Genomic DNA, 13,154 nt, shown 5'->3' on the forward strand with positions numbered 1-13,154 from the left:
CCACCTGGCCGACCCCAGCCCCGGCGATGCCGCCTATCCCGACTGGGCCCCCGAGAGCTTCACGCTCACAATGATGCCCAACGACACCGCCGAGGAATCCCCCCTGTCCCCTGTCGAGACGCCGTCGTGCACGCGCCCTGTCACCGGCCTGGCCACGGCGCCACAGGCTCCGGCCGGCCCCGACACGACCGATACGCCCTCCCTTTCGCCTATCCCGCCTTCTACCCCACCATGCAACTGATCATCGTCACCGGCATCTCCGGCTCCGGCAAATCGCTGGCCATTCATGTGCTGGAAGACGCCGGCTACTTCTGCATCGACAACCTGCCGGTACGCTACGTTCTCGAAGTCGCCCTGTCCCTGGAACAGGAAGGTCACGCCAAGGTCGCCATGTCCATCGACGTGCGCGTGGGCACGCGCCTCACCGGCCTGCGCGACGCCGTGCGCCAGCTGCGCGCCCAGGGCCACGACGTGAAGGTGCTGTTCCTCAACGCCCGCACCGATTCCCTGGTGCAGCGCTATTCCGAGACCCGCCGCCGCCACCCGCTCACCCTGCCCGGACGCAGCAACAACACCAGCCACGGCGCCGATCCCAAGCTGGCGCCCACGCTGGAAGAATCCATCGAGCGCGAGCGCGAGCTGATGGCCGAGATCGAGGACATCGGCACCTCCATCGACACCAGCGACCTGCACCCCAACACCCTGCGCCAGTGGGTGCGTGACCTGGTGCGCACCGACCGCGCCTCGATGACGCTGCTCTTCGAGTCCTTCGCCTTCAAGCAGGGCGTGCCGCTGGATGCCGACCTGGTGTTCGACGTGCGCTGCCTGCCCAACCCCTACTACGACGTGGAGCTGCGCACCCTCACCGGGCTGGACCAGCCGGTCAAGGACTTCCTGGTCGACCTGCCCCCGGTGCAGAAGATGATCGGCGACATCACGCGCTTCATCACCGAATGGCTGCCCAGCTACGTGCAGGACAACCGCCACTATCTCACCATCGCCATCGGCTGTACGGGCGGCCAGCACCGCTCCGTCTATGTCGCCCAGACACTGGCCGAGCACTTCGCCCGCACCGAGCGCGTGCTGGTGCGCCACCGCGCCCTGGACAGCCGCCCCAGCGGCACCGGCGTCACCGTCACGCAGACGCGCTGATCAGCTCCGGCTGCAGGACCTGCCCCTGCAGCCAGCGTCGGATCGGGCTGGGCAACGGCGCCCCCTCCAGCGCCGACGGCACCAGCCAGCGCTGCTGCTCGGGCAGTGGCAGGGCCTTGGCCAGTGCATCCGGCTCGGCCTTGATACCCCCTTCCGCACCGCTCGCCGGCGCCTGATCAGCCATGGCCCGGCGCACCACGTCCACCGGCGGCGCCCACACCGTGGCCTCCATCCGGAAATGTGTGAAGACATGGCTGAAGCTGCCCACGGCCTGCCAGCCCTCGGGTACCTCGCCCGGCCATTCCGGCAGGCTCCAGAGCCCGCCCCACAACCCGCTGTCGGGCCGAGCCTGCAGCAGTACCTGCCGCTGGGCATCCTCCACCCACAGCAGGTTCACGGCCCGCACCGGAACCGTCTTTTTCCGGCGCGCCTGCGGATAACGCTCGGGCTCTCCCTGCTGCCGGGCCTGGCACAGTGCCGCCAGCGGGCACTGCCCACAGTCCGGCCTGCTTCGGGTGCAGACCATCGCCCCCAGGTCCATCAGGCCCTGCGTGTAGTCGATCAGGTCCGCCGCCGGCGCGCCCTCGGGCGGCAGCTCGGCTTCGGCATGCGCCCACAGCCGTGCCAGCGTTGCACTGCCGGCCGGGTCGCCCTCCACGGCAAACACCCGGCTCAGCACGCGCTTCACGTTGCCATCCAGAATGGCAGCCCGCTCGCCGAAGGCGAACACCGCAATAGCCGCTGCCGTCGAGCGCCCCACACCGGGCAGGGCCTCCAGCCCCTGGGCCGTCTGCGGAAAGGCGCCGCCCGCCTCTGCCACCTGGCGCGCCGCCGCGTGCAGATTGCGCGCCCGACTGTAGTAACCCAGCCCCGCCCACAGGCCCATCACCTGCTCGGCATCGGCTGCCGCCAGGTCGTTCACCGTGGGGAAAGCGCGCAGGAAGGCCTCGAAATACGGAATGACGGTGGCCACCTGCGTCTGCTGCAGCATCACTTCCGATAGCCAGACGCGATAGGGATCACGCAGCACGGCTGCGCCGCCCGCCGGTGTGCCCAGCTCAAGGCGAGTCTTCTGCCAGGGAAGATGGTGCCGACCATGCCGGCGCTGCCAGCGGATCAGTGCTGGCGCAAGGTTCAGGGTGTTGTCGTGTGCCATGGATGCCGCATCATACGGCATCCGCACTCCCTGCCTGATTCGCCGCAGCCGGCTGCACCGCAGGCGCCTGTTCATCGGTCCCGGCGGGCACATTCTCCAGCGCGGCAGGCTTGCCCTGCGCAGCCGTGCCCGCGGAAGCATCGCCCGCAGCTGCCGGTTCGCCGCGCAGATCCGGCGCGGCCTCCAGCTCCTCGACCACCACCGGGCGCACCGGCCGCCGGTCGATCGCTGCCTGAACCCCTTCCACCAGCGTCTTCATCTGCGCCAGCTGGCGCTCGATGCGCGCACGGGCCTCGTCGATCTCCTGCAGGCGCTCTTCCAGCGAATCGCCGGCATCCATCACCCGCTGCACCGACTCCATGCGCCGCCGCAGCTGCGCCTGATGCTCGCGCACCTGACTCTCCAGCGGCGTCATCAGTGACCGCAGCCAGCCTTCCAGCTCGCGGATGGCCACCGTGTAGATCTTCTTCAGGCTGACCGCGGCCGAATCGAAGAAGCGCTGCGTCAGCACCGCCTTGTTCACCGTCAGCAGCTTCAGCAGGCTGAACTGACGCTGGTGCGTCTGCGCCACCTGCTCGATCTCGGTGAAATAGCGCTTCGTGGAAAAGCGCAGCGGCATGCCCAGCGACAGCCCGTAATCGCGCGAGAAGCGCTGATACATCGCCGTCATCATCTGCGAGATCTCGCCCACCAGGCGGTCGGCTTCCTCGAAGTCCAGTCGCACCGCCGTCAGCAGCGCGTTCATGCCGTCCTTGAGCTGCGACGACAGCTGGCTGGCCATCATCATCTGGCGGGTACGGTCCACGTGCCGGCGCAGGCTGTCCTGGCTCAGATGCGTGAACATCGTCTGCGAATGCTTGGTGAACACCGAGCGCAGTGCCGCCAGGTGCCGCAGGCTGTCATCGAACTCCGTGCGCTCGTCGCGCACCCGGCGCGACATCTGCCGGATCATTGCCTGGTTCTTGCCACGCAGCCCGTTCAGCTCGAAGGCCTGCTCGACCTGGTTGCGCCGGCGCACCGTCAGCAGGTTCAACGTCACCGCCGAGGCTTCCTCGAACTCACGCCGCACCTGCTCGCTGATGATCACCTGCTGCTGCGGAATCATCTCTTCCGACAGCGCATGCTCCAGCTCCTTGAGCCGGCTGCGTCGCAGCAGTGCCTGATTGCCCTGGATCTTGGCCACCAGGCCCTTCTGCGCCGACACCGGATAGACCCGTGCCGTGGGCAGATCCAGGAAATTGCTCACCGACACCACCTGGCGTGCAATCTCCAGGTCGTTCTCGGCATCGGACCGCAGCTCGTCCCACAGCCCGTCGATCTTGTTCAGCACCACGAAGCGCCCGGTGCGGTGCGCCTTGCTGATGTTGGACTGCCACACGTCGATGTCGCTGCGCGTCACCCCGGCATCGGCCGCCAGCACGAACAGTACCGCGTGCGCATTCGGAATCACGTTCAGCGTCAGCTCCGGCTCGGCGCCGATGGCGTTCAGACCCGGGGTGTCGATGATCACCAGCCCCAGCTCCAGGAGCGGGTGCGGAATGTTGACAATGGCGTGCCGCCAGGCGGGAATTTCCACCTGCCCCGGCGTCACCGACCGGCCCACCGGCTGCTCGTCGTCGTACAAGCCCATCTCGCGGGCCTGCTCGGTCGGCACCAGCAGCGTCTCGCGTACCGAGTCGAAGGCCTGGCGCAGCGACTTCACATCCGTCATGTCCACCGGAATGAAGCGCCAGTGCTCGTCCTGATTGCGCAGCTCGGCCAGCGGCACCGGCATCAGCCGCGTGTCGATGGGAAGCAGCCGGATGCCCACCGGCATCGACGCGTCATACAGCAGCTCGGTCGGGCACATCGTGGTGCGCCCGGCCGACGACGGAACCACCCGCTGGCCATACTGTGCGAAGAAGATCGCGTTGATCAGCTCCGACTTGCCACGGGAGAACTCGGCCACGAATGCCACCTTCAGCAGGGTGTCGTGCAGCCGTTCGATGATCTGCGAAAGCTTGACGTTCAGGCTGGCATCAGCCGCATCCGACTGCGCCAACCAGTCACGGTAGCGCTCGATCGCCGACTGGAGATCGGACCGCCACCGGCCATACGCCTCGATTTGCTCGCTGATGCCTTTCTTTGCCATGTCGGCAGTGTACACAAGCCCGTTGCCCATGCCATCCGCTTCCCCTTGCCCAGCCAGCAACCGGGTAGTGCTACCCGATCAGTGGTTGTCACCGTGGACAGAAGAAGGAACTCCTGCCCTGCTGCCGCAACTGTTCGATGGGATTCCCTCAAAACAAAACAGGGAAGGGTCGCATGACCGAAGGCCCGATGCTGAAACGGTCCGTAACCACCTTCCCCGTACTGTCTACAAAATCCTTCAAAGAACTACCACCTGCCGCAATTGCATCCGACATCGCCTGACGGACGAACCTCGCCCACCTCCACGGCAGCGACCGGGCCCCCATCCGCGTCCCTTGATCTCCCCCCTTGAGCCCCCCTTCTGCCACCCCCATCCGCCCCCCATCCGGCCCCCCGAAGATCCCACGCTCCGGAGGCCCATCAGTCCCACCACCACCCGCCACCGTCCGGCCATCGCCGCGGCTGCTGACAAAGCGTCCCGCTCGTTCTACCATGCCCCGATGAATTCATCCCGCCTGTCCGCCCGTACCCCTGCCGTGCCCACTTTGGCACGCCGCCCCCTCAGCACCCGGCTTGCCCTGGCCCTGGGCCTGCTGGCACTGGGCGGATGCAGCGCCTTCCAGCCATCGGCCAGCGCGGCCGTCACCCCCCCCCACGTCACGGCCAAGGCCGCCCCGGACTCCCAGGCGCCACACAGCCCCACCGAGCCGGGCAACCAGGCTACAGGCAACAGCCCCTCCCCCGGCAGCCTTGCAACCCAGGAGCAGGCCACCGGCGGGGCCCAGCCCAGCGACGACACCAATACCGTCGTCGCTCCTGACGCTGAAAGTGACACGGGCAGCGCGCTCTCCGGCACCTACCGCCCGGCCAACCTGCCCGAACTGGCCCTCACCCCGCCGCTGATCTACGAGATACTGGCCGCCGAGATCGCCCTGCAGCGCGAACAGCCCGGTGCCGCCTACGCCACCTACCATTCACTGGCCGCCCAGACCGGCGACGCTCGCCTGGCCCGTCGCGCCACCGAGATCGCCATCGTCACCGGCTCACTGTCCGACGCGCTGGACAGCGCCCGCCTGTGGGTGCGCCTTGACCCCACCTACCCCAATGCCCGCAAGGCGCTGGATACCCTGCTGCTGGCCAACGGCCGCGTGACCGAGGTCGAACCGGCCCTCACCCGCCAGCTCACCCAGGCCCGCCAGGCCGGCACACTCGACACCGCCTACCCGCAGCTGCAGGAAAAGCTCCTGAACCTGCCCGACCGCCGTGCCGCCTGGGCACTGGCCCAGCGGCTCAGCGCCTCCGACCTCGACAACATCCAGGCCCGCCTGATGCGCGCCCGCCTGGCCCATGAAGCCGGCCAGCAGCAGGCCGCCACCGACGAGGCCCTGGCCGCCCAGCAGCTGGCGCCCGACAACATCGAGGCCGTGCTGGCCAGCGTCCAGCTGCTGCAGTCCCGGCCCGGCGGCCGCCAGCGTGCCGCCGTCCTGCTGGGCAACTACCTGCAGAAACACCCCGACGACCTGCGCGCCCTCAAGGCCCAGGGCCTGCTGCAGATCGCCAGCGAACAGAACGACGCCGCCATCGCCACGCTCTCGCGCGTGCAGTCGCTGGAGCCGGACAACCCCGCCACCCTCTACACCCTGGCCCAGCTCCATCACCAGAAACACGACTACGCCCGCGCCACCGAAGCCCTGCAGCGCTACGTCGCCCTGCCGGAAGACATCGAGCGCGACAACGGCAACGCCTTCCTGTTCCTGTCCGAGATCGCCCAGAAGCAGAACGACCAGGCCGGCGCCATCCAGTGGCTGGAGCGCGTGCCCACCAACAGCCGCGTCCACTTCGAGGCCCAGCTGACCCGGGCCAGCCTGCTGGCGCGCCAGAGCCGCCCCGAAGCCGGCCTGGCCGCCCTGTCCTCGCTCAAGCCCCGCAACCTGCGCGAAACCCAGCTGCAGACCGTCACCCGCGCCCAGATCCTGCGCGAAGCTGGCCGCTACCAGGCCGCCTTCGACGTGCTCGATCGCGCCATCCGGCAGCGCAAGGATGACAAGGACACCATCGACCTGCTCTACGACCGCGCCATTGCCGCCGAGAAGGTGGGTCGCCTGGATGTCCTGGAAAAGGACCTTCGCCGCCTCATCAAGCTGCGCCCCGATGACGGCAACGCCTACAACGCCCTGGGCTACACCCTGGCCGATCACAACCAGCGCCTGCTCGAAGCCCTCACCCTCATCGAGAAGGCCAACCAGCTCAACCCCGGCGACCCGCACATCCAGGACAGCCTGGGCTGGGTCTACTTCCGCCTGGGGCGCACCCAGGACGCACTCGACGTGTTCCGCGCACTCTGGCAGAAATCCCCGGATACCGAGGTCGGCACCCACTACGGCGAAGTCCTCTGGCACGCCGGCCAGCAGGATGGTGCCCGCGACATCTGGCGCCAGTGCCGGCAGCAAGACCCCAACAACGAGCTGCTGCGCGACACCCTCAAGCGCCTGGGCGTGACGCTGCAGCCCTGACGCGCTCATCCCACCACGAACTCCATCGCGGACAGGGCATGCCCTGTCCGCCGTGCCCATGCCCCTGATCCTGCGACGTACCACCCGGCAAAGTGGCGCACCGCGCCATACCTCCTTCCCTCACAGCCCCCGGCGGCGCCACCTGTTGCACGCGCCGCTGCTGACCGGCCTGCTGGGTGCCGCATTCATGGCCGGCTGCGCCACCACCCCGCCCAGCCCGCCGCCTGCGGCCCACAACCCCGCCGAGCCCCTGCACCTCACCGGCCGCTTCTCGTTCACCAGCACCAGCAACCTGCCGCAAAGCCGTCCTCAGCACAGCAGCGGCCGCTTCCAGCTGAACCGGGAAGGCGAAAACCTCTCCATCGAACTGTCCTCGCCCTTCGGCCAGACCCTCGTGCGCGCTGCCCAGCGCCAGGGTGAAGCTGCCTGGCTGGAAACCGCCCAGCACCAGCGCTACACCGGCCCCACCCTGGAAGCCGTCCTGCAGGACGCCATCGGCATCCCCGTGCCCGTCAGCCGCCTGCCCGACTGGCTCACCGACCGCTTCCAGAACGTCGAGGAACGCTCGGCCGACGGCCACAGCATCCGTGCCCGCGATGCCGGCTGGCAGATCGAACGCAACGACAGCCGCTGGTTCCTCACCTGGCACCAGAACCCCCAGCGCATCGAGATCCGGCTCGTCGTCGACCCGACGGCCCAGCCCGCAGAACAGCCATGAACAGCCCCACCCGCCTGCACCTGCCGGCCCCTGCCAAGCTCAACCTCTTCCTGCACGTCACCGGCCGCCGCGCCGACGGCCTGCACCTGCTGGAAACCGTCTTCCAGTTCATCGACCTGGAAGACCACGTCACCCTGGAGCTGGATCCTTCCGGCCACATCGGCCGCACGCATGACCCCGAAGGCTTCTCTGCCGACGACGACCTCACCCTGCGCGCAGCCCGCGCCCTGAAGGAAGCCACCGGCTGCCCGCTGGGCGTGCGTGTCACCCTCGACAAGCAGATCCCCATGGGCGCCGGCCTGGGCGGCGGAAGCTCCGACGCCGCCACCGTCCTGCTGGGTCTCAACCAGCTCTGGCAGCTTGGCCTGTCGCGTGAACGCCTCATCGACATCGCCCGTCCGCTGGGCGCCGATGTCCCCATCTTCGTCTACGGCCAGAACGCCTACGCCACTGGCATCGGCGACATCTTTGAGCCCATTTCCCTGCCCGATCGCTGGTTCGTGTTGTTCATGCCCAACGTTCATGTGGCCACCGCTGGAATTTTTTCCGCACCCGAATTGACACGCAACACGAAACCCATCAGAATTCATGGCTTCACAGCAATGGCAGGACGCAACGACCTGCAACCGGTTGTGGAAGCCAGACAGCCCGCCGTCAGGCAGGCCGTTCAACTTCTTCAGCAGGCAGCAGATCAGGTTGTGTCAGGCAATGGCCGTGAGGCAGAAAACACCATCACCGTCCGCATGACGGGCTCCGGTGCATGTGTGTTTGCTGCCACACAAAGTCATGCCACTGCCCTGGCTCTGCTCCAGGAAGTTCAGCGGGTCAGCAAAAAAATTGTTGTCGCCAGGCAAACGTCGGGTTCTGAACGTATTACAATGCGTACCGAAGCCGGCACCCTCTACCTGATCAGAGGGCTTGCCAGTCACCCGTTGGGGAGTCGCCAAGTTGGTTAAGGCACCGGATTTTGATTCCGGCATTCGAGGGTTCGAATCCTTCCTCCCCAGCCACTCTTTCATCAGGTCGGCATCGCCGGCCTGATTCTTTCGGCAGCAGCCATACGGTTTCCGGACCAGCGCCCAGACAGGTCAGACTCTCGTGCATCGCAGCTCCTACCGCCCCAGCCCTGTCACCATGCCCGCCCTCTGGTCCGAAGGACCGGTACTCTTCACGGGCAATGCCAACCCCGCTCTCGCTTCAGACGTCGCCGCCCACCTGGGTATCCCCCTGGGCAAGGCCATCGTCGGTCGTTTCTCCGACGGCGAAGTCAACGTCGAGATCCTGGAAAACGTCCGTGGCAAGGATGCCTTCGTCATCCAGTCCACCTGTGCGCCCACCAACGACCACCTGATGGAGCTGCTGATCCTCGTCGACGCCCTGCGTCGCGCCTCGGCAGGCCGCATCACCGCCGTCGTTCCCTATTTCGGCTATGCCCGCCAGGACCGCCGCGTGCGCTCCTCGCGCGTGGCCATCAGCGCCAAGGTCGTGGCCAACATGCTGCAGGTCGCCGGTGTCGACCGCGTCCTCACCATGGACCTGCACGCCGACCAGATCCAGGGCTTCTTCGACATCCCCGTCGACAACATCTACGCTGCCCCCATCCTGCTGTCCGACATCACCAAGCGCAAGCTGGAAAACACCATGGTGGTGTCCCCGGACGTTGGTGGTGTCGTCCGTGCCCGCGCCCTGGCCAAACGGCTGGACTGCGAACTGGCCATCATCGACAAGCGCCGCCAGAAGGCCAACGTCTCCGAGGTGATGAACATCATCGGTGAGGTTTCCGGCCGCAGCTGCCTGCTGATGGACGACATGGTCGACACCGCCGGCACCCTGTGCCGTGCTGCCGAAGCCCTGAAGAAACACGGTGCCGTGCGCGTCTCCGCCTACTGCACCCACCCCGTGCTCTCCGGCAAGGCCATCGAGCGCATCACCGAATCCCCGCTGGACGAACTCGTCGTCACCGACACCATCCCGCTCACGGACGAAGGCCGCGCCTGCGGCAAGATCCGTGTCCTGGGTTGCGGCCAGCTCATCGGTGAAACCATCCTGCGCATCAACCGCTCCGACTCCGTCTCCATGCTGTTCATGGAGTGAGTGCGGCTCAGTCAGACGCGCTTCCCACGTATCCTCCCCGGCCAGCGCACCACCGCTGGCCATACAGCCCCTGAGGGGCCGACGGCCTCAGCCCCCTCCCCTCAGCGGCTTCTGCAGCCATGAGCCGACACCGAATCGGCCACCGGCCTGCACCGAATGCCGGATGCCCGCCTCCTTGGCCCGTCGGCGCCGACATCGGTTATCATCTTCCGCTTTCTCAACCCCTGCCGGATCTGGTCGCGGACCGGCAGACATATCCAAGGAACTGCCCAATGCAGATCAGTGCCCAAGAACGCAAGGACGTGGGGACGAGTGCGAGCCGCCGCCTCCGTCGCGCCAATCAGGTACCCGGTATCGTCTACGGTGGCGAAGCCGCCCCCATCCAGGTCGCCCTGGACCACAACACGCTCTATCACGCCCTGCGCGTCGAAGCCTTCCACTCGTCCATCCTGGACATGGACATCGACGGCAAGAAGCAGCGCGTGCTGCTGCGCAACGTGCAATGGCACCCGTACAAGCAACAGGTCCTGCACGTCGACTTCCAGCGCGTGGCCGCCAACCAGAAGATCACCGTCAAAGTGCCGCTGCACTTCATCAACGGTGAGAACTCGCCGGCCGTCAAGCAGACCAAGGCTGTCGTCAACCATGTCATGACCGAGATCGAAGTCCAGGTTCTGCCCAAGGACCTGCCCGAGTTCATCGAAGTCGACCTGGCCGAACTGGCCATGGAGCACTCCATCCACCTCAGCAGCATCAAGCTGCCCAAGGGTGTTACCGCCGTCGTTGCCCCGGGCACCGATCCTGTCCTGGCCTCCGCCTCGCTGGTTGGCGGCTCCGACATCGATGCCGAAGCCGAAAGCGCCGTGGCCGATGCCGCCCCGGCAGCTGCTCCGGCTGCTGGCGACGCCGACAAGAAATAAGGCCCTCGCGGCCAAGACGGACATCCGTCGCTGCCGGACCTCCCCCGATGCGGGCCCCGGCAGCGACAGGATGTCCACCCCAACGGGCCGCCAGTCGGCCCGTTTTTCATAAGGATCGGGTCACGGCCATCGGGCATGTCCCGAAGGCCCTCACGGCAGCACCAGCCCCTCCTTCGGCGCATCAGCTGCCTGACATCCCGCACATACAAGCCACGCCCGCATGAACGCCCCCCGCCTCATCGTCGGCCTGGGCAACCCCACCGACCAGCACGCCCACGACCGGCACAACGCCGGCTTCTGGTTCATCGACGCCCTGCTGCGCCACTACCCCGGCCAGATGCGCCCCGACGCCAAGTTCCTGGGCGATGTCGGCGAAGTCCGCATCGGCACCCAGGTCGTGCGGCTGCTCAAGCCCATGACCTACATGAACCGCTCCGGCCAGTCCGTCGGTGCGCTGGCGCGCTTCTACCGCCTGGAACCTGCCGACATCCTTGTCGCCTACGACGAGCTCGACCTCATGCCCGGCTCCGCACGCCTCAAACTGGGCGGCTCCAGCACCCACAACGGCCTGCGCGACATCACCGCCCACCTTGGCACCCCTCGCTACTGGCGCCTGCGCCTGGGCATCGGCCATCCCCGCAGCCTCAACCTCAACAAATCCGTCGTCGACTTCGTCCTAGGCAAACCCAGCCAGAGCGACCAGCAGCTCATCGACCAGGCCACCGACCGCAGCGTCGACCACCTGCCCATCCTCATGCGTGACGGCTGGGAAATCGCCACCCAGCAACTGCACGGCGCCGACCCCGCCATGCAGCAAGCCAAGGCCGCCCGCAAAGGCAGCCCCGAAGCCAAACCCACCGACTCGCTCTAGAATCCCGGCATCCCGATCCGGCATACCCAGGGCATCCACGGCACAGATCCCCCTGAGCTGACACCCCTGCCCTGCCGGAACACCCCCCCCTACACCGCCCAGCAAGAAGGACACCCCATGGCACTCCAATGCGGCATCGTCGGCCTGCCCAACGTCGGCAAATCCACCCTCTTCAACGCGCTGACCAAAGCCGGCATCGAAGCTGCCAACTACCCCTTCTGCACCATCGAGCCCAACGTCGGCATCGTCGAAGTCCCTGACCCCCGCCTCGCCAAGCTCGCTGAAATCGTCCAGCCCCAGAAGATCCAGCCCGCCATCGTCGAATTCGTCGACATCGCCGGCCTCGTCGCTGGCGCCAGCAAAGGCGAAGGCCTCGGCAACCAGTTTCTCGCCAACATCCGCGAAACCGACGCCATCGTCAACGTCGTCCGCTGCTTCGACGACCCCAACGTCGTCCACGTCAATGGCCGCGTCGACCCCATCGCCGACATCGAGACCATCGTCACCGAACTCGCCCTGGCCGACCTCGCCACCATCGAGCGCGTCCACGCCCGCGAAATCAAGAAAGCCCGCGCCGGTGACAAGGAAGCCCTGCGCCTCACCACCCTGCTCGAAAAACTCCAGCCCCACCTCAACGAAGGCAAACCCGCCCGCTCGCTGGACCTGAGCGCCGAAGACAAGGCCCTCCTCAAGCCCTACGGCCTCATGACCCTCAAGCCCGCCATGTACGTCGCCAACGTCTCCGAGGACGGCTTCCAGAACAACCCGTACCTCGACAGACTGCGTGAACACGCCGCCAAGGAAGGCGCCCCCGTCGTCGCCCTCTGCGCCCAGATCGAAGCCGAACTGGCCGACCTCGACGACGAAGACAAACTCGCCTTCCTCGCCGACCTCGGCCTCGAAGAACCCGGCCTCAACCGCCTCATCCGCGCCGGCTACGACCTCCTGGGCCTGCAGACCTACTTCACCGCTGGCGTCAAGGAAGTCCGCGCCTGGACCATCCACAAAGGCGACACCGCCCCCAAAGCCGCCGGCGTCATCCACACCGACTTCGAACGCGGCTTCATCCGCGCCCAGACCATCGCCTTCGACGACTTCATCCAGTACAAGGGCGAACAGGGCGCCAAGGAAGCCGGCAAGATGCGCGCCGAAGGCAAGGACTACGTCGTCCAGGACGGGGATGTGCTGAACTTTTTGTTCAATGTGTGAACAGGCAAGCCAAAGCCGAATCTGAGTGCACTGAAGAAGGGCTGCAACGGCGCAGCCCGGCCAGACAATGGCTGGGCTGCTGGACACCCCTGTGCCCCTGCTGAACGCGCTGCCCATATCGGAAAGCGGTCGCCTCGCTGACGCCCACGAGATCGCCTCCCCGACGCCCACAGAGCAGAGCCTCTCCGCCACACTCAGAGAATGGCGAAGGTGGCGGAAAGCGCCTGTGGTTCATACCTGACGCCATCATCAGCGTCCCATCCGGAAGAGGTGCAGACACAAGGCAGCCTGCCTATTATAGGGGCTGTCACCATCACCAGGGAGACAGGCCTCTGGACATCAGTCGGCCCGAGTCCCCTGCACAAAAACCCGACACCGAACCACCAGAGAC

10 protein-coding genes and 1 tRNA gene are annotated in these 13,154 nt (G+C 66.8%); 9 read left to right on the forward strand and 2 right to left on the reverse strand.

All coding sequences use genetic code 11. The annotated features are described in order from the left end of the window. Positions 1-231 precede the first annotated feature (231 nt). Positions 232-1,152, forward strand: a complete 921-nt coding sequence (rapZ, locus tag EL249_RS00820; RefSeq protein ID WP_005674971.1) for an RNase adapter RapZ — start codon at positions 232-234, stop codon at positions 1,150-1,152. Here the strand turns inward: rapZ and mutY are convergent. Together mutY and EL249_RS00830 are read right to left on the reverse strand one after the other, a co-directional pair. After that, positions 1,136-2,308, reverse strand: coding sequence for an A/G-specific adenine glycosylase (mutY, locus tag EL249_RS00825; protein ID WP_040532138.1), 1,173 nt, complete (start codon positions 2,306-2,308; stop codon positions 1,136-1,138). The genes rapZ and mutY overlap by 17 nt on opposite strands. A 10-nt stretch (positions 2,309-2,318) precedes the next feature. Next, entirely contained in the window at positions 2,319-4,439 is a 2,121-nt protein-coding gene (locus EL249_RS00830; protein WP_169311705.1) for a dynamin family protein, read from the reverse strand. A 499-nt stretch (positions 4,440-4,938) separates the two neighbouring features. On the opposite strand from EL249_RS00830, the gene EL249_RS00835 reads away from it, so the two are divergent. From EL249_RS00835 to ychF, 8 genes are all read left to right on the forward strand, one after another. Further along, a complete protein-coding gene (locus tag EL249_RS00835) occupies positions 4,939-6,951 on the forward strand; it encodes a tetratricopeptide repeat protein (protein ID WP_126348024.1) in 2,013 nt (670 codons plus the stop codon). A gap of 58 nt (positions 6,952-7,009) precedes the next feature. Further along, the gene (locus tag EL249_RS00840) at positions 7,010-7,669 is read left to right on the forward strand and encodes an outer membrane lipoprotein LolB (RefSeq protein WP_083799586.1); all 660 of its coding nucleotides are present in this window, start codon (positions 7,010-7,012) and stop codon (positions 7,667-7,669) included. Beyond that, positions 7,666-8,625 carry a 4-(cytidine 5'-diphospho)-2-C-methyl-D-erythritol kinase gene (ispE, locus tag EL249_RS00845; protein WP_083799585.1) on the forward strand — a complete coding sequence of 320 codons (960 nt, stop codon included), beginning with the start codon at positions 7,666-7,668 and terminating at the stop codon, positions 8,623-8,625. The genes EL249_RS00840 and ispE overlap by 4 nt, the downstream gene beginning before the upstream one ends. Continuing rightward, positions 8,603-8,679: transfer RNA gene (locus EL249_RS00850), tRNA-Gln, on the forward strand. Before ispE ends, EL249_RS00850 begins: the two co-directional genes overlap by 23 nt. A gap of 124 nt (positions 8,680-8,803) precedes the next feature. Continuing rightward, a complete protein-coding gene (locus EL249_RS00855; protein ID WP_005674962.1) occupies positions 8,804-9,763 on the forward strand; it encodes a ribose-phosphate pyrophosphokinase in 960 nt (319 codons plus the stop codon). A gap of 272 nt (positions 9,764-10,035) precedes the next feature. Beyond that, complete coding sequence (locus EL249_RS00860) at positions 10,036-10,683, forward strand: 50S ribosomal protein L25/general stress protein Ctc (RefSeq protein WP_005674961.1); 648 nt, start codon at positions 10,036-10,038, stop codon at positions 10,681-10,683. 220 nt (positions 10,684-10,903) lie between these two features. Beyond that, positions 10,904-11,554, forward strand: coding sequence for an aminoacyl-tRNA hydrolase (pth, locus tag EL249_RS00865; protein ID WP_005674959.1), 651 nt, complete (start codon positions 10,904-10,906; stop codon positions 11,552-11,554). Between the two features lie 117 nt (positions 11,555-11,671). Beyond that, positions 11,672-12,763, forward strand: coding sequence for a redox-regulated ATPase YchF (ychF, locus tag EL249_RS00870; protein WP_005674958.1), 1,092 nt, complete (start codon positions 11,672-11,674; stop codon positions 12,761-12,763). Positions 12,764-13,154 lie beyond the last annotated feature (391 nt).

Source organism: Lautropia mirabilis (assembly GCF_900637555.1).
Classification (GTDB): Bacteria; Pseudomonadota; Gammaproteobacteria; order Burkholderiales; family Burkholderiaceae_E; genus Lautropia; species Lautropia mirabilis.

Bases quoted from the DNA above. Each gene is read 5' to 3' on its own strand.
- rapZ (WP_005674971.1), top strand. From the start codon at position 232: ATGCAACTGATCATCGTCACCGGCATCTCCGGCTCCGGCAAATCGCTG.
- pth (WP_005674959.1), top strand. From the start codon at position 10,904: ATGAACGCCCCCCGCCTCATCGTCGGCCTGGGCAACCCCACCGACCAG.
- ispE (WP_083799585.1), top strand. From the start codon at position 7,666: ATGAACAGCCCCACCCGCCTGCACCTGCCGGCCCCTGCCAAGCTCAAC.
- EL249_RS00860 (WP_005674961.1), top strand. From the start codon at position 10,036: ATGCAGATCAGTGCCCAAGAACGCAAGGACGTGGGGACGAGTGCGAGC.
- EL249_RS00840 (WP_083799586.1), top strand. From the start codon at position 7,010: ATGCCCCTGATCCTGCGACGTACCACCCGGCAAAGTGGCGCACCGCGC.
- mutY (WP_040532138.1), bottom strand. From the start codon at position 2,308: ATGGCACACGACAACACCCTGAACCTTGCGCCAGCACTGATCCGCTGG.
- EL249_RS00830 (WP_169311705.1), bottom strand. From the start codon at position 4,439: ATGGCAAAGAAAGGCATCAGCGAGCAAATCGAGGCGTATGGCCGGTGG.
- EL249_RS00855 (WP_005674962.1), top strand. From the start codon at position 8,804: ATGCCCGCCCTCTGGTCCGAAGGACCGGTACTCTTCACGGGCAATGCC.
- ychF (WP_005674958.1), top strand. From the start codon at position 11,672: ATGGCACTCCAATGCGGCATCGTCGGCCTGCCCAACGTCGGCAAATCC.
- EL249_RS00835 (WP_126348024.1), top strand. From the start codon at position 4,939: ATGAATTCATCCCGCCTGTCCGCCCGTACCCCTGCCGTGCCCACTTTG.